The sequence below is a fragment of the Faecalibacterium sp. Marseille-Q4896 genome, from assembly GCF_017377615.1.
Lineage (GTDB): Bacteria > Bacillota > Clostridia > Oscillospirales > Ruminococcaceae > Faecalibacterium > Faecalibacterium taiwanense.
Window position 1 is genome coordinate 146,887 of sequence record NZ_JAFREG010000003.1, and the last position, 14,808, is coordinate 161,694.

The 14,808-nt window shown below is 58.4% G+C and carries 16 protein-coding genes; 7 read left to right on the forward strand and 9 right to left on the reverse strand.

Annotated features, from left to right (window positions below; genetic code table 11):
• Positions 1-15: 15 nt before the first annotated feature.
• The 8 genes from plsY to J3348_RS06960 form a co-directional block, all read right to left on the reverse strand.
• A complete protein-coding gene (plsY, locus tag J3348_RS06925; protein ID WP_207698632.1) occupies positions 16-678 on the reverse strand; it encodes a glycerol-3-phosphate 1-O-acyltransferase PlsY in 663 nt (220 codons plus the stop codon).
• A 27-nt stretch (positions 679-705) separates the two neighbouring features.
• On the reverse strand, positions 706-2,049 hold the full coding sequence (gene der / locus J3348_RS06930) for a ribosome biogenesis GTPase Der (RefSeq protein WP_005944256.1): 1,344 nt from the start codon (positions 2,047-2,049) through the stop codon (positions 706-708).
• Between the two features lie 30 nt (positions 2,050-2,079).
• On the reverse strand, positions 2,080-3,411 hold the full coding sequence (locus J3348_RS06935) for a DUF512 domain-containing protein (protein WP_165852562.1): 1,332 nt from the start codon (positions 3,409-3,411) through the stop codon (positions 2,080-2,082).
• A gap of 93 nt (positions 3,412-3,504) precedes the next feature.
• Positions 3,505-3,684 carry a 50S ribosomal protein L32 gene (rpmF, locus tag J3348_RS06940; RefSeq protein ID WP_005920250.1) on the reverse strand — a complete coding sequence of 60 codons (180 nt, stop codon included), beginning with the start codon at positions 3,682-3,684 and terminating at the stop codon, positions 3,505-3,507.
• 26 nt (positions 3,685-3,710) lie between these two features.
• Positions 3,711-4,211: a YceD family protein gene (locus tag J3348_RS06945; RefSeq protein ID WP_005944260.1), complete on the reverse strand. Its 501-nt coding sequence runs from the start codon at positions 4,209-4,211 to the stop codon at positions 3,711-3,713.
• A 141-nt stretch (positions 4,212-4,352) separates the two neighbouring features.
• Complete coding sequence (locus tag J3348_RS06950) at positions 4,353-4,757, reverse strand: hypothetical protein (RefSeq protein ID WP_005944262.1); 405 nt, start codon at positions 4,755-4,757, stop codon at positions 4,353-4,355.
• 51 nt (positions 4,758-4,808) lie between these two features.
• Complete coding sequence (locus J3348_RS06955; protein ID WP_207698633.1) at positions 4,809-6,140, reverse strand: glucose-6-phosphate isomerase; 1,332 nt, start codon at positions 6,138-6,140, stop codon at positions 4,809-4,811.
• 213 nt (positions 6,141-6,353) lie between these two features.
• A complete protein-coding gene (locus tag J3348_RS06960; RefSeq protein ID WP_120080056.1) occupies positions 6,354-7,592 on the reverse strand; it encodes a D-alanyl-D-alanine carboxypeptidase family protein in 1,239 nt (412 codons plus the stop codon).
• A 215-nt stretch (positions 7,593-7,807) separates the two neighbouring features.
• Between J3348_RS06960 and J3348_RS06965 the strand changes: the two genes are divergently transcribed.
• From J3348_RS06965 to J3348_RS06980, 4 genes are all read left to right on the forward strand, one after another.
• Positions 7,808-8,170 carry a twin-arginine translocation signal domain-containing protein gene (locus J3348_RS06965; protein WP_207698634.1) on the forward strand — a complete coding sequence of 121 codons (363 nt, stop codon included), beginning with the start codon at positions 7,808-7,810 and terminating at the stop codon, positions 8,168-8,170.
• Positions 8,171-8,346: 176 nt separating this feature from the next.
• The gene (mtaB, locus tag J3348_RS06970; RefSeq protein ID WP_097775282.1) at positions 8,347-9,642 is read left to right on the forward strand and encodes a tRNA (N(6)-L-threonylcarbamoyladenosine(37)-C(2))-methylthiotransferase MtaB; all 1,296 of its coding nucleotides are present in this window, start codon (positions 8,347-8,349) and stop codon (positions 9,640-9,642) included.
• Between the two features lie 250 nt (positions 9,643-9,892).
• The gene (locus tag J3348_RS06975) at positions 9,893-11,443 is read left to right on the forward strand and encodes a 4Fe-4S dicluster domain-containing protein (protein ID WP_120080052.1); all 1,551 of its coding nucleotides are present in this window, start codon (positions 9,893-9,895) and stop codon (positions 11,441-11,443) included.
• A gap of 208 nt (positions 11,444-11,651) precedes the next feature.
• On the forward strand, positions 11,652-12,125 hold the full coding sequence (locus J3348_RS06980; RefSeq protein WP_207698635.1) for a pilin: 474 nt from the start codon (positions 11,652-11,654) through the stop codon (positions 12,123-12,125).
• Between the two features lie 54 nt (positions 12,126-12,179).
• On the opposite strand, the gene J3348_RS06985 is transcribed toward J3348_RS06980, so the two are convergent.
• Positions 12,180-12,383, reverse strand: a complete 204-nt coding sequence (locus tag J3348_RS06985; protein WP_044954007.1) for a hypothetical protein — start codon at positions 12,381-12,383, stop codon at positions 12,180-12,182.
• Between the two features lie 183 nt (positions 12,384-12,566).
• Here J3348_RS06985 and J3348_RS06990 point away from each other — a divergent pair, with 183 nt between their 5' ends.
• The 3 genes from J3348_RS06990 to J3348_RS07000 are packed head-to-tail and all read left to right on the forward strand — an operon-like array spanning position 12,567 to position 14,805.
• Positions 12,567-13,403: a bifunctional hydroxymethylpyrimidine kinase/phosphomethylpyrimidine kinase gene (locus J3348_RS06990; RefSeq protein WP_242702906.1), complete on the forward strand. Its 837-nt coding sequence runs from the start codon at positions 12,567-12,569 to the stop codon at positions 13,401-13,403.
• A 14-nt stretch (positions 13,404-13,417) separates the two neighbouring features.
• A complete protein-coding gene (locus J3348_RS06995; RefSeq protein ID WP_005944287.1) occupies positions 13,418-13,924 on the forward strand; it encodes a tRNA (cytidine(34)-2'-O)-methyltransferase in 507 nt (168 codons plus the stop codon).
• Entirely contained in the window at positions 13,915-14,805 is an 891-nt protein-coding gene (locus tag J3348_RS07000) for a DegV family protein (RefSeq protein ID WP_005944288.1), read from the forward strand. Before J3348_RS06995 ends, J3348_RS07000 begins: the two co-directional genes overlap by 10 nt.
• The last annotated feature ends 3 nt before the right edge of the window (positions 14,806-14,808 follow it).

Genomic DNA, 14,808 nt, shown 5'->3' on the forward strand with positions numbered 1-14,808 from the left:
CATTTTATAATGCTTTTATTTTTTATTGTGCTTTCCGAAGCGGTACTCTTTGCCCTCACGGATGCGCTGGATATTGGCGCGGTGCATATAGATCACCATGCCGGACATAAAGCCGGAGCCAATGGCGCACACCAGCATATCACCGGCGGCATAGCCCTGCAGGGAACCGTAAATGATGGTCAGCACCGGGTAGAGTACTGCCATGGCCACGCTGCCCAGCGACACCATGCCGGTGGGAATCAGGCACACCAGAAAGATAATGGCCAGAAACGGCAGCAGCACCGGCTGGATGGCCAGAATGGCACCAGCTGCCACCAGCACACCCTTTCCGCCCTTGAATCCGAAGTACAGCGGGTACAGATGGCCCAGCACTGCAAAGATAGCGGCCAGATAGACACCCAGATACGGCGAAACGCCGGTATCGGCGGGCAGCATGTGGAACAGCCACCGGCCGATGCACACGGCCAGCACGCCCTTGAGCACATCGCCTGTCGCGGTCATGGCGGCAGCCTTCTTGCCAAAGGTGCGCAGCATGTTGGTCATGCCGGCCGCACCGCTGCCATGATTGCGCACGTCGTCATGATATACGAATTTGCTGACGAGGATGCCGGTATCCACACTGCCCAGCAGGTACGCCTGCAAGATGGTGGCTGCGGCGATCAGGATCGCTTTCATCATAGAAACGGATGCCTCCTTTGCGGGCGCTTACACGTCCTTTGCGCCCACTTCGCCGGAACCGCGCTCGCGGATCACCAGACGGATGGGGGTGTGTTCCAGACCAAAGTTCTCGCGGATCTGGTTGATCAGATACCGCTGGTAGCTGAAATGGAACAGCTGCTTCGAATTCACAAAGGCCACGAACGTGGGCGGGCGGGTGGATGCCTGCGTCAGATAGAAGATCTTCAGGCGGCGGCCCTTGTCGCTGGGCGGCTGCATCCGGGCTGTGGCGCGGGCCAGCATCTCGTTCAGCACGCCGGTGGGCACGCGGGCACCGTTCTGGCTGTCCACATCGCGGATCAGCTGCATGAGCTTGTTCACGTTGTAGCCGGTCTGAGCCGAGATGAAGATGATAGGAGCATAGCCCATAAAGCTGAAGCACTCGGCATAATCGCGGCGCTGCAGCTCCATGGTGTTGGTCTCCTTGCCTTCCACCGCGTCCCACTTGTTGACGACGATGATGCACGCCTTGCCCTGATCGTGGGCATAACCGGCCACCTTGCTGTCCTGCTCGGTAAAACCGACGGTGGCATCCACAAGGATCAGCGCCACGCGGCTGCGCTCCACAGCGGCCAGTGCGCGCACTACCATATAACGCTCCAGACCGTCGGTGATGTTGCTGCGCTTGCGCAGACCGGCGGTATCGGTAAAGATGAACTTGCCGTAAGCGTTGTCCACCGGGGTGTCAATGGCATCACGGGTGGTGCCCGCCTCGTTTGCCACGATCATGCGGTTCTCGCCCAGAATGCGGTTGGTCAGGCTGGACTTGCCCACATTCGGGCGGCCGATGATGGCAACCGGGATGCGGTCCTCTTCCACCACCGTCTCGCTGAAGTCCAGATGGGCGCACACAGCGTCCAGCAGGTCGCCGGTGCCGTGGCCGTGCACGGACGAAATGGGCATCACCTCGTCAAAGCCGAGGTTGTAGAACTCGTACATCTCCATGGGGGCATCGCCCACCTTGTCGCACTTGTTCACGGCCAGAATGATGGGCTTGTGGCTGCGGCGCAGCATGTGGGCCACATCCTCGTCCGCGGCGGTCAGGCCGTCGCGCACGTCCACCACCATGATGATGCAGTCTGCAGTGTCAATGGCGATCTGGGCCTGCTCCCGCATGTGAGCCAGAATGCCCTCGGTAGCCTTTGGCTCAATACCGCCGGTGTCCACCAGCAGGAAGTCATGGCCGTTCCACTCGCAGTTGGCAAAAATGCGGTCACGGGTAATGCCCGGCGTGTCCTCCACAATGGCAAGGCGCTGACCGCACAGCTTGTTGAACAGGGTGGATTTGCCCACGTTGGGGCGGCCCACCACTGCTACGATTGGTTTGCTCATAGGGGTTCCTCCTTTCTATAACAAAAGGTTTTATGCTCTTCTTCTCCTTGCAATGTGCAGGCCGCTGCGCAGCAGGGCGCGGGCTTCGTCGCCGCCAGAGGTCGGCAGCACCTCCACCTTCACGCCAAGGCGCTGGGCCAGCTGGTCAGTGGTGATGTCGTCCAGAAAGGTGTCTTTTTCCTCCCGCAGCATCACGGCGGGCACGCCCAGCGTGCCGCTGGTCAGCTTGCCCTCGCACTGAGCAATGATATCGGTCGCCGTTACAAGCCCGGCCACACCCACATTGCCGCCGAAGAATTTGTTCTTGATGGTATGCACCGTCACCTCGACCATGGGGTACTGGCGGTGCAGCTCAGCCATCATCTGGTGGATGAGCGGCGAAGCCATTTCGCCCGTGACCACGTCCATCTTTTTGGTGCCGTAGATGCGGTGGGGCTTTTCCAGCTCCGCCAGAAATTCCGAGGCGTACAGGCGCATCATGCCCACGCCGTTTTCCAGCTGGTCGAAGTCCTCGTAGAACTCTTCCGGCGGGATGGGCCTGCCTGCCTTGAGGTACCATTCATCACTGGGATAAATGATGCGCTTGCCGTGGCGGCGCTTGCACTCATCGCCGAATTCTTCCATGATGTCGATGACTTCGGCGCTGGTCTTTGCATCATACGGTGTCTGCTTGAACAGCTTCTCGCGGTAATCCGTCACGCCGCAGGGCACCGCAGCGATGCTCTGCACCATAGGGGTCAGCTCCAAAAGGTCGGAGAGGGTACGGCGCAGTTCGTCGCCGTCGTTGATGCCGCGGCACAGCACCAGCTGACAGTTGACGGCGATGCCGCCCTCCACCAGACGGGGCAGATACTTGAGCACCTCGCCGCCGCGCTTGTTGGCCAGCATCCGCACACGGAGCTGCGGGTTCGTGGTGTGCACTGAAATGTTGATGGGCGAAATGTGCATCTTGATGATGCGGTCGATCTCGTGGTCCTGCATGTTCGTCATGGTGATATAGTTGCCGAACAAAAAGGAAAGCCGCTCGTCATCGTCCTTGAAGTAAAGGCTCTCGCGCATACCGGGGGGCAGCTGGTCGATGAAGCAGAACATGCAGTGGTTGGAGCAGGAGTGCTTCTGATCGCCCAGATAGGTCTGGAAATCGCAGCCAAAGGGGCCGCGCTCCGTGCGCTGCACATCCCACTCGCGGATGCCGTCTGCCACCCTTGCTTTCAGGTGGAAGCTTTTGCTGTCGGTGTAGAAATCGTAGTCCAGACTGTCGTTCAGCTCGTTTTCGTCCACGCTCAGAAGCTCGTCACCCGGGCCAAGGCCCAGCACTTCCGCTTCGCTGCCGGGTTCCACCCGTGCGATCTTCATTGCCACCGCATCCACCTCCTTTCAGACAGAACAAGAAGGGGAAGGCATGCGCCCTCCCCTTCTGTACATAACACCATTATGCCACCAATTACGCGCAAATTAGGCCTTCTTGATGACTTCCTCGCCCTTGTAGTAACCGCAGTTGCCACATGCCTGGTGGGGGAGCTTCAGAGAGCCGCAGTTGCTGCACTTGACCAGTGCGGGGGCCTCCAGCTTCCAAACATTGCTGCGACGCTTGTCGCGGCGGGCCTTGGAAAGATGTCTCTTAGGTACTGCCATATTTTTGCACCTCCTTGATGGGTTTATCAGTTCAGCAGTGATTTAAGGATTGCGAGCCTTGTGTCTACGGGAGCTTCGGCATGCTCTGCCGGCTGGCAGGTGCATTCCGCCTTCTTTTTGCCGCACACGGGGCAAAGCCCGGCGCAGTCGGCACTGCAAAGCAGCACCGTGGGAATCTGGAACATAAACTCCTGATTGAGCCATTCATCTACATCCAGATGTCCTTTTTCGTCCAGCGGAAGGTCAAAATCCGGGTCATCCAGATCCCGTTCCTTTACCGTCCACTCCGTATCGACCGTCTCCTCCCGAATGACCGGGTCCAGACAGCGGGCGCACTCTCCGTGCACCGATGCGTTTGCCCGCAGTGTCATCCGGACCTCGTCGCCGTCCGTCTCCGCTTCAAAAACAACGGTGACCGGCTGCGGGATCCTTGCCCCGGCATAATCATGTGCAGATAAATCACACTGAAACTCTGCATGATAGGGTTGTCTGCCGGTGGCGATAAACTTTCTCAGGTCAAATTGCATAGTACACCTCTAAAAGGCTGCTTTGTTAGTATAGCGCCAACGCAGCCCTTTGTCAACACCAAAACAGGCAGAAAACCGAAAAAATTTAAATTTCCCGGTTCTCTGCCTGTTCAAAGTGGTTCAGATCCCGATTTTCCGGAATTACAGGTACTTCTTCACATCGTGGGGCAGTGCAGCCTCGTCAGCGCTGACGGTAACAGTCACCTTCACGCTGTCGCCTGCAATGGCTGCCATCTCGTCCAGCACAACGCCCAGACGGTTGATGTCATGATCCAGCACCTTCAGGATGCCGTCGATGTACAGGTCGGTGATATCGTAGTTGCTTGCCATCAGGCCGGCAACAAAGCCGTACAGCATTTCGCCGCCGGAGATCTTGTACTCGTCCAGGTCGATCAGACGTGCAGCAGGAGCGATGTCGTAGGTGAGCTTCATGCCCTTTTCAACGACGACCACGTTGCCCTTGGAGGTCTTGACCGCATCATTGATCTGGTCGATCATAGCCTTGGTCTTGCCGGAGCCCTTGGTACCAACAATCAGTTTAATCATAGTTCAGTCCTCCTGTATTTTCCACGCCTTGCGGCGGGAGATCATTTTTATTTACTTCAGCTTTGCTTCCAGCTCGGCGGTCAGGCCTTCGTAGCCCGGCTTGCCCAGCAGAGCAAACATATTCTTTTTATAGCTCTCAACGCCCGGCTGATTGAAGGGATTGACGCTGAGCAGATAACCGCTGCAGGCACATGCACGCCAGAAGAAGTAGATCAGGTAGCCCACATTGTAAGCGGTCAGGTCGTCCACCTCGATCAGCACTTCGGGCACGCCGCCGTCGGTGTGTGCCAAAATGGTACCCTCCATGGCCTTGCGGTTGACAATGCTCATGTTCTGGTTTGCCAGGAAGTTCAGGCCGTCAAAGTTGCCTTCCAGCGGGTCGATGAACAGATCCTGTGCAGGCTTCTTCACGTCCACGATGGTCTCGAACATGGTGCGGGAGCCTTCCTGAATGAACTGACCCATGGAGTGCAGATCGGTGGAGAAGATGCAGCTTGCGGGGAACAGGCCCTTGTTGTCCTTGCCCTCGCTCTCGCCGAACAGCTGCTTGTACCACTCGTTCATCAGGGCGAAGTCCGGCTCGTAGCATTCCAGAATTTCAACGCTCTTGCCCTTACGGTACAGGATGTTGCGGATGGCAGCATACTTGTAAGCATCGTTGTCCTTGCTCAGAACGGAGAAGCGCTCCATGGAATCGGCAGCGCCCTTCATCAGGTCGTCGATGCTGATACCGGCAGCAGCAATGGGCAGCAGGCCCACAGCGCTCAGCACGGAGTAGCGGCCGCCCACGTCGTCGGGGACCACGAAGGTGGGCCAGCCCTGTGCGTCGGCCAGCTGCTTCAGGGTGCCCTTGGCACGGTCGGTGGTGGCGTAGATGCGCTTGTTGGCTTCTTCCACGCCCATCTCCTTTTCCAGCAGTTCACGCAGTACGCGGAATGCCAGAGAAGTCTCGGTGGTAGTGCCGGACTTGGAAATGACGTTGATGGAGAAGCGCTTGCCCTTGCACAGGCTGATGATGTTGTTCAGGTAGGTGGGGCTGATGCTGTTGCCGCAGAAGTAGATCTTGGGGCCATTTTCCATCTCGTTGTGGAACTGGCCCTTGACGGCCTCGATGACAGCGCGTGCGCCCAGATAGCTGCCGCCGATGCCGGCCACCACCAGCACATCGGAATCCTCGCGGATCTTTGCGGCGGCTTCCTTGATGCGGGCGAACTCTTCCTTATCATAATCACGGGGCAGATACATCCAGCCGAGGAAATCATTGCCCGGGCCGGACTTTGCTTCCAGCTGGTTATGGGCAGCTTCCACCTGCGGATAGATGGCTGCATATTCCTCTTCGCTGATAAAGCTGGAGAGGTGTTTTGTGTTCAGTGCGACGCTCATTTTATTATAACCTCCAAACGATTTGCCGGGCCTTTGCCCTGCGAGGAAATATCTTGGTATAAGTGTACCGTTCCCTCCGGGCAAAGTCAAGGTCAAAATCCTTGGATTTCATACAATTTTAATAGTGTTTTTTTGTTTCTTCATCCAGAATTGTTCACACAGACAGTTCCACGCAGCTTACCGCAGTGCGCTTTTGTACGCTGAAGCGTGCATTCAGCTTTCGCAGCCGGTCAAAGCGTCCCACAACAGGCCGAAAGCGGTGCCAAAGTCCATTTTTTCAGCATCGGCAGCGGCGCGCACCTCGTACTCGCCCAGTTGGGTCTCCCCGCTCAGGATGCGCACCGTGCCAACGGTCTGGCCCAGCTGCACCGGTGCTTCCAGCTCCTGCGGCAGATCCAGCTGCGCGGTAAGGGCGGCGGCGTTTTCCTTGGGCATCAGCAGCGTTTCGGGCAGAGCGGTGTAGTCCAGCGGTACGCTTTCCTCTGCACTGCCCTTTACTTTTATAAGAAGAGGCCGGTCCTCCATGGCGGGCAGCGGCACGGCGGCGTAGGCCGCAAAGCCGTAGTCCAGCAGGGTGGTAGCCGCTGTGAACCGCTCCGAGCTGGAGAGCGACCCCAGCACCACGGCGATGAGGTCCAGCCCGTCGCGGGTGGCGCTGGCGCTGATGCACACGCCCGCGCCGCTGGTGGTGCCGGTTTTCAGGCCGGTGATGCCGTTGTAGCGCTTGAGCAGCTTGTTGGTGTTCACCAGCTGGGTGGCACCTCCGCGCAGGGTGTCCGTCCAGATGCCGGTATAGTGCAGCACCTCCGGGCAGGTGTTCAAAATCTCGCGGCTCATGATGGCAACATCGTGGGCGGTGGAAAGATGTCCTTCGGTGTCCAGCCCGCAGGCATTGTGGAAGGTGGTGTTCACCATGCCCAGCTCTGCGGCGCGGGCGTTCATCATCTGCACAAAGCCCGGCTCGCTGCCGCCCACCAGCTCTGCCACAGCCACAGCGGCATCATTGGCAGAGGACACACAAATGGCTTTGATCATTTCGTCCAGCGTGAACTGCTCCCCCGGCTCCAGCCAGATCTGACTGCCGCCCATGTGGTAGGCGTGTTCACTTACCGGCACCAGCGTGTCCATGGCAATGCGGCCGTCGTGCACGGCTTCAAAGGTGAGCAGCAGGGTCATTACCTTGGTAATGGATGCAATGGGCATCTGCTGGTCGGCGTTCTTTTCATATAATATGGTGCCCGTCTGCTGGTCGATCAGGCAGGCGGCGCGGCAGGGCAGCTCCAAGGCAGGCTGTGCCGCCGCGGGCTGCACCGGCTGGGTCTGGTCTGCAGCCGCCTGCACCGCCGGGTTTTGCTGCCGCAGCCCATTGCCCTGCGCCGTGCCAAAGGCCAGCGCAAACAGCCAGAAGCACACCACCCCTGCACACAAAAGCGCCAAGTTTTTCCGCTCCATTTCGGTCCCTCCCTGCGCAATGTCTCTTGCTGAGAGAGTATGCAGGGGCCTTTTTGTTTAGAATATCCTGCGCCCGCACCGCAGCCCGCATTTTTTATTTTGTCTTTTTCTACAAAAGGTCTTGACTTTTGTCCCCCTTATAGTGTAAATTGGAGATGGCCCAAAAAGGCCGTATTGCTTTAATTTGTGGAATTATTTTTTAGGAGGATACTATTATGATTCTGTCTCGTCGTTCTTTCCTGAAGATGGCTGGCCTGACCGTTGTTGCTGCTGCAAGCGCTTCCATGTTCACCGGCTGTGGCCTGACCACCTTCACCCCCGTCAAGTTCGTTGCTGGTGATCCGGCAGAAGTTACCACCACTTTCATCAATGCAACCAAGGATCTGAACGTCCTGCTGTGGCCCGGCGACGCTTACAAGAATGCCGATAAGTGTAAGAAGAATGTTGCTACCCAGATGACCACCTACTATCACATCGACATCAGCGGCATTGAGTTTGACACCGTTGAGTACAAGGAAGCCACTGAGAAGGCTGCCGCTCACGTGGAGATCACTGTCAAAGCCAAGACCCAGCACTAATCCCACCAAAGTTCTCTTTGAGAGACGGGCGTTTGCCCGTCTCTTTTTGTTTTGCCCGCTTTCCAGCAAAAAAGTGCCTGCTGCTGTGCATCCGGTCTTGCGCCGCACCGCCGCTGTGATATATAATAAAGAGCAATGCAAACACCACCCCGTTTTTGTCGAAAGGATACCCCCTCATGCGAGTTTGTTTTTATACCCTTGGCTGCAAGGTCAACCTGAACGAGACCGGTGCGCTGGAACAGATGTTCCGCGCCAACGGCTTTACCATTGCGCAGGAGAACGAGCCTGCGGATGTTTTTGTGGTGAACAGCTGCACCGTGACCAACTTTGGCGACCAGAAAAGCCGCAAGTGGCTGCGCCGCAAAAAGCGCGAGAACCCCGGCGCGGTCACGGTGCTTACCGGCTGCTACCCGCAGGCTTTCCCGGAGGAAGCCGCCCAGTTCACCGAGGCCGACCTTGTGTGCGGCAACGGCGACCGCAAGGCCATTTTAGATAACGTTCTCAAGCTGCTGGACGGCCATGAGCGCATTGTGGCCATCACGCCCCACCAGCGCGGCGAAAAATTTGAAGAGCTGCCCGTGGAGCGGTTCGAGACCCACACCCGTGCCTTTATCAAGGTAGAGGACGGCTGCAACCGCCAGTGCGCCTACTGCGTCATTCCCCGCGCCCGCGGCCCGGTGCGCAGCCGCGACGAAGCCAGCATCCTTGCCGAACTGCGCCAGCTGGCGGCTTCCGGCTACCGCGAGGTGGTGCTCAGTGCCATCTCCCTGCCCAGCTATGGTCTGGATACCGGCACCAACCTTGTGGAGCTGGTGGAGCACTGCGCTCAGGTGGAGGGCATCCAGCGCATCCGTCTGGGCAGTCTGGACCCGGATATGCTCACGCCGGAGTTCATCACCCGCCTTGCCGCCGTGGAAAAGCTCTGCCCGCAGTTCCACCTGAGCCTGCAGAGCGGCTGCACTGCCACCCTGCGCCGGATGCGCCGCGTTTACACTGCCGAGCAGTATGCACAGGTGGTGGACCAGCTGCGCGCCGCCTACGGGGAGCGCCCGGTCAGCTTTACCACCGACTGCATCTGCGGCTTTCCCGGCGAGACGCAGGCCGATTTTGAAGAGAGCTGCGAATTTTTGAAAAAGATCGGCTTTCTCAAGGTACATGTGTTCCCCTACTCCCGCCGCAGCGGCACCCCGGCCTACGATTTTCCGGAGCAGGTGCACGAGCGGGAAAAGCAGGAGCGCAGCCGCGTGATGAACGGCATTGCCGAGGAGGTGCGCCGCGAAGTGCTGGCCGCCTATGTGGGCACCGAGGACGATGTGCTGCTGGAGACCCCGCTTTCCGGCACGCTGTTCACCGGCTATACCCGGCTGTACATTCCGGTGGTGGTGTCCGCCCCCGGCCACGAAAGCGGGCAGATCGTGCATGTACGCTTGGGCGAATACGACGGCGAGCGCGTCCGTGCAGCACTTTGCTGAGTTTACGCGCAAAAAACTGTTGATTCTGTACACGAGGACGAATACAACAAATTTTTAACAAATTTTGCGTTTTATCCCTTTTCATCCGGCACGCTTTATGCTAAAATGAAAGTGGATCATCCCGGGCACAGCGCTGTTTGCAGCAGTGCGTTACCAATGTGCCCTGTAACGCGCCCGCCCTGCGCGGCAGAACGCTGTCGGCAGCCGGGTGCAGCCCGTTTGTTTTTAGCAAAGCAAGGAGAGAATTGGAATGAGTTTCAGAGGAATCAATACCACGGTCATCCAGATCCGCCGTCAGGTGTTCACCGAGGTGGCACGCATGGCTTACGCCAACGTCAAGGGCGAGCAGGCCAACCACCTGATGCGCAAGATCCCCTACACCATCATCCCCGGCGAGGAAGGCAAGCTGCGCAAGGACATCTTCCTGGAGCGCGCCATCGTTGAGGAGCGCGTGCGTCTGGCCATGGGCCTGCCCACCCGCCGCATGGACGAGCACAACAGCGTCGTCTCCGGTCTGGAGGATGCTTCCATCGCCGATAAGTATTATGATCCCCCGCTGGTGAACGTGATCAAGTTTGCCTGCAACCGCTGCCCGGAAAAGCTGGTCAAGGTCTCCGACCTGTGTCAGGGCTGCCTTGCCCACCCCTGTATGGAAGTGTGCCCCAAGAAGGCCATCACATGGGAGAGCGGCCGTTCCATCATCGATCAGGACAAGTGCATCAAGTGCGGCCGCTGCGTCGGCGTGTGCCCCTACAACGCCATCGTCAAGACCGAGCGTCCCTGCGCTGCAGCCTGCGGCATGGGTGCCATCCACTCCGATGAGCTGGGCCGCGCCGAGATCGATTACAGCAAGTGCGTTTCCTGCGGCCAGTGTCTGGTCAACTGCCCCTTCGGTGCCATTGCCGACAAGGGCCAGATCTATCAGCTGATCCAGGGCTTCAACCGCGGCGACCGCATCTACGCGCTGGTGGCTCCCGCCTTCATCAACCAGTTCCCGGGTCTGGCTTCCACCGGCAAGCTCAAGGCCGCCCTGAAGGCCGTCGGCTTCTACGATGTGGTGGAGGTTGCCATTGGTGCCGACCTGTGCACCGTGGACGAAGCACACGACTTCCTGGAGGAAGTGCCCGAGAAGCTCAGCTTCATGGCAACTTCCTGCTGCCCGGCATGGAGCATGATGGCAAAGACCGCTTTCCCGGATCTTGCCAAGAACATCTCCATGACCATGACCCCCATGGTGTTCACCGCCCGCATGATGAAGCAAAAGGACCCCGAGGCCCGTATGTGCTTCATTGGACCCTGCGCCGCAAAGAAACTGGAAGCTTCCCGCCGCACCGTCCGCTCCGATGTGGACTTCGTGCTCACCTTTGAAGAGCTGGCCGGTATCATCGAGGCCAAGGACGTGGACACCAGCCTGCTGGAAGTGGACGAGGCCGAAGCTCTGCACGCTGCATCCGCAGCAGGCCGCGGCTTTGCACAGTCCGGCGGCGTTGCCAAGGCTGTTGCCGATAAGATCAAGGAATGGCACCCGGATATGGATGTCAAGATCGCATCTGCACAGGGCCTTGCCGAATGCAAGAAGCTGCTCATGCTGGCCAAGGCCGGCAAGTACAATGGCTACCTGCTGGAAGGCATGGGCTGCCCGGGCGGCTGCATCGGCGGCGCAGGCACCATTGCCGACCCCGCACGCACGGCCATCCAGCTGAACAAGTACGTCAAGGAAGCTCCCTTCGCCGACCCGGAGCAGAGCCCCTTTATGAGCGAGATCCATGTGCTGAAGGACGACCCCGACTTTGAACTTTAAGCGCTGATTTTTCAAGAACCGCTTCTCCTGCCGGAGGGGCGGTTCTTCGTCATTTTCGCCCACCATATTTTATCAATGTGCAACATTTCTGTGAAAGCTTCACGAAGCGGATTGACAATTTTGCACAGCCATGCTATTTTAGCATTGACAAACCGGTATTACCGCAATTGTTCAACGCCGCCTCTGTGGCAGGAAAGGCAGATCATTCATGACGAACACTTATAAGCGCGTAAGCGCCGCCCTGCTCTCAGTGCTGCTGCTGTGCATGTTCACCTTTGGTGCAAGCGCTGCTTCCAGCCTGAACGTAGGCATTAAATTCTGGAAAGAAAAATCCGATAAGGAATCCATGGCCAACACCGGCATCGATGCCAGCCGTGATGTCACCCTCACCCGCCAGTCCAACGGCACCTACACGCTCACCCTGCCCATCCAGCAGGTAAGCAAGATGGGTGTCACCGGCTGTCTGTCCGGCCTGACCATTGGTGATGTGACCTACACCGGCACCGTCTCCGGCGATGTTGCCAAGGGCACCGGCGTGCTCACCATCAAGAACATGCCCGCCTCGGTGCTGACCGGCAGTGATGTGAACAAGGCACTCACCGTTACCTGCAACATTCAGATGGATCTGAGCGTGCTGGGCGAGATCAACACCGCGGCCCGCATGTGCATCTGGAACAAGTAAGCTTTTTCAAGCAAAGAACGGCGTTCCCCACCGGAACGCCGTTCTTTGCTTTTATCACTCCATGTGCTTTTCCACAAAGTCGCCAACCATTTTGTCCAGCTGCAGCACAGCGTTCTCGGCACCCTTCATCACCTTGCGGGTGGTGCGGCGCAGCTGGCGCTGGTTCTGGGTGGCGGCCATCACGCCCACGGCACCCAGTGCCGCCCCCGCGGCCATGCCAAGCAGCATCCCGGAAGAACTGGTGGATTCATGTTTCATAGTAAAACTCCTTTCGGTGAAAAAGATCCGGTCTCCGGCGTTATTATTTCCTGTAAACTATCTGGTATCCGCTTTTTTTATGCAGAAATTTGTGGTATACTGTTCTACGATGTTTTAATGGGCGGGTGTGCCCGGCTAAAAAGCGCACTGCTCATTCCGCATACTGGTAAGGAGGTTCCTTATTTGATACACCCTGTTGAACCCAAAAAAGTCCTTTGCATCCACGATCTTTCCGGCATGGGCCGCTGCAGCCTTGCAGTGATCCTGCCGGTGCTGTCGGTCATGGGCGTGCAGCCGGTAGCCCTGCCCACGGTGGTGCTTTCCACCCACACAGGCGGGCTTGGCACACCTGCACGGCTGGACGGCTGCGCCTACGGCGAACAGGCGCTGGAGCATTACCATGCGCTCGGCGTGGAGTTTGACTGCATCTATACCGGCTATCTGGGCGGTGAGGATCAGGTGGCACTGGCCGAAAAAGCCTTTGCCCTCTGGCCCGCAGCCAAAAAGATCGTTGACCCGGTCATGGGCGACAACGGCAAGGCTTACTCCACCGTAACGCCTGCTTTGATCGACCGCATCCGTGCACTGTGCGGTGCTGCCGATCTGATCCTGCCCAACTACACCGAGGCACAGATCCTGCTGCAGCGCCAGCCGCAGACCGAGCTGCTCACCGATGAAGCCGCACAGGCTCTGGCTGACGAGCTGACCGCTCTGGCCCCCGGGGCTGTCGTCACCGGCCTGCCGCTGGGCAAATACATCGGCTGTGCAGGCAGCGGAAAAGACCGCTTCCTCATCAAAAAGCTGCACATCAGCCGCAGCTTTCCCGGCACCGGCGACCTGTACGGTGCGGTGCTCATCGGCTCGCTGCTGCAGGGCAACGCCCTGAGTGCCGCCGCCGACAACGCTGCCGAGTTCGTGGCGCTTTCCATCCAGAACACGCCCGCCGCGCAGGATACCCGCTACGGGGTCTGGTTCGAGCCGCTTCTGCCGCGCCTGTGCCCGGCAAGCTCGGCAGAATAAGGGGAGGTACACCGATGAACGAAAAGCCAACCTTGAACATCGTTCTGGTGGAGCCGCGCATCCCGCAGAACACCGGCAATGTGGCCCGCACCTGTGCCTGCACTGCCTGTCGGCTGCATCTGGTAGGCCCCATGGGCTTTGCCATCGATGATAAAAAGCTCAAGCATGCGGGTCTGGATTACTGGCACTACCTCGACATCAGCTATTACGACAGTCTGGACGAGTTCTTTGCCAAAAACAGCGGCCCCTATTACTATTTTACCACCAAGGCACCGCAGCGCTACACCGATGTGAGCTACCCGGACGGTGCATACCTCGTGTTCGGACGCGAGGATGCCGGCCTGCCCGAAGCCTTGCTTGCCGCCAATCAGGAGCACTGCATCCGAATGCCCATGCGCGACACCTGCCGCAGCCTGAACCTTTCCAACAGCGTGGCCGTGGGCGTGTATGAAGTGCTGCGCCAGTGGGACTTTCCGGAGCTTTTGGACCACGGACACTTACGAGACTACGAATGGAAATGAGGGACATTATGAGCAAGATTGCGATCCTGACCGATTCCTCCTGCGATATCCCGCAGGAGATGGCCGAAAAATACGGCATCGACATCATGAGCTTCCACATCCTGCTGGACGATGTGGACTACGTGGAGCGTGAAAGCTGCACCAACACCGAATTTTACGATAAGATGCGTGCCGCTAAGGGCGTGCCCTCCACTGCCGCCATCACCCCCATCCAGTTCTGCGAAAAATACTGCCAGTACGTGGACGAGGGCTATACGGATGTCATTCATGTACCCATCAACAAATCCGGCTCTTCCACCTACAATAACGCCCTCATGGCACAGGGGATGCTGCGGGAAGAGCGCCCGGAGCACCACTTGAAGATCCATCTGCTGGACCCCCACACCTATTCCATGGTGTTCGGTTGGTATCTGTGCGAAATGGCCCGCAAGCTGAAGAACGGCGCAGAGATCAGCCATGTGATCCGGGAGTTTGAAAAGCAGATGGACTGCATGGAGATCGTTCTGGGCCCCTACAGCCTGAAGCAGATGAAAAAGAGCGGACGCATCTCTGCCGCTGCTGCTGTTATGGGCGAGCTGATGGGCATTCGTCCCATCATCACCCTGATCGACGGCAAGACCAAGGTGGAAGCCAAGGTACGCGGCGATGACAAGGTGGTGCCCGCCATGGTGGAGCTGTGCAAACAGCGCAGCGAAGGCGTGGAGAACTTTGATTATATGATCGGCCACACCAACATCCCGCAGACCGCCGATCTGGAAAAGGCCTGCCGCAAGGCCTTTGGCAAGCCGCCGCTGCTGGTGTTTGAGCTGGGCGGCGTCGTTTCCGCCAACACCGGCCCCGACACGGTGGCTCTGGTATACACCGGACACCCCAGAGGGTAACAC

What these genes read in the sequence shown, in the direction of transcription:
- plsY (WP_207698632.1), bottom strand. Translation starts at nt 678, where the DNA reads ATGATGAAAGCGATCCTGATCGCCGCAGCCACCATCTTGCAGGCGTAC.
- der (WP_005944256.1), bottom strand. Translation starts at nt 2,049, where the DNA reads ATGAGCAAACCAATCGTAGCAGTGGTGGGCCGCCCCAACGTGGGCAAA.
- rpmF (WP_005920250.1), bottom strand. Translation starts at nt 3,684, where the DNA reads ATGGCAGTACCTAAGAGACATCTTTCCAAGGCCCGCCGCGACAAGCGT.
- J3348_RS06945 (WP_005944260.1), bottom strand. Translation starts at nt 4,211, where the DNA reads ATGCAATTTGACCTGAGAAAGTTTATCGCCACCGGCAGACAACCCTAT.
- J3348_RS06950 (WP_005944262.1), bottom strand. Translation starts at nt 4,757, where the DNA reads ATGATTAAACTGATTGTTGGTACCAAGGGCTCCGGCAAGACCAAGGCT.
- J3348_RS06955 (WP_207698633.1), bottom strand. Translation starts at nt 6,140, where the DNA reads ATGAGCGTCGCACTGAACACAAAACACCTCTCCAGCTTTATCAGCGAA.
- J3348_RS06960 (WP_120080056.1), bottom strand. Translation starts at nt 7,592, where the DNA reads ATGGAGCGGAAAAACTTGGCGCTTTTGTGTGCAGGGGTGGTGTGCTTC.
- J3348_RS06965 (WP_207698634.1), top strand. Translation starts at nt 7,808, where the DNA reads ATGATTCTGTCTCGTCGTTCTTTCCTGAAGATGGCTGGCCTGACCGTT.
- mtaB (WP_097775282.1), top strand. Translation starts at nt 8,347, where the DNA reads ATGCGAGTTTGTTTTTATACCCTTGGCTGCAAGGTCAACCTGAACGAG.
- J3348_RS06975 (WP_120080052.1), top strand. Translation starts at nt 9,893, where the DNA reads ATGAGTTTCAGAGGAATCAATACCACGGTCATCCAGATCCGCCGTCAG.
- J3348_RS06980 (WP_207698635.1), top strand. Translation starts at nt 11,652, where the DNA reads ATGACGAACACTTATAAGCGCGTAAGCGCCGCCCTGCTCTCAGTGCTG.
- J3348_RS06985 (WP_044954007.1), bottom strand. Translation starts at nt 12,383, where the DNA reads ATGAAACATGAATCCACCAGTTCTTCCGGGATGCTGCTTGGCATGGCC.
- J3348_RS06995 (WP_005944287.1), top strand. Translation starts at nt 13,418, where the DNA reads ATGAACGAAAAGCCAACCTTGAACATCGTTCTGGTGGAGCCGCGCATC.
- J3348_RS07000 (WP_005944288.1), top strand. Translation starts at nt 13,915, where the DNA reads ATGGAAATGAGGGACATTATGAGCAAGATTGCGATCCTGACCGATTCC.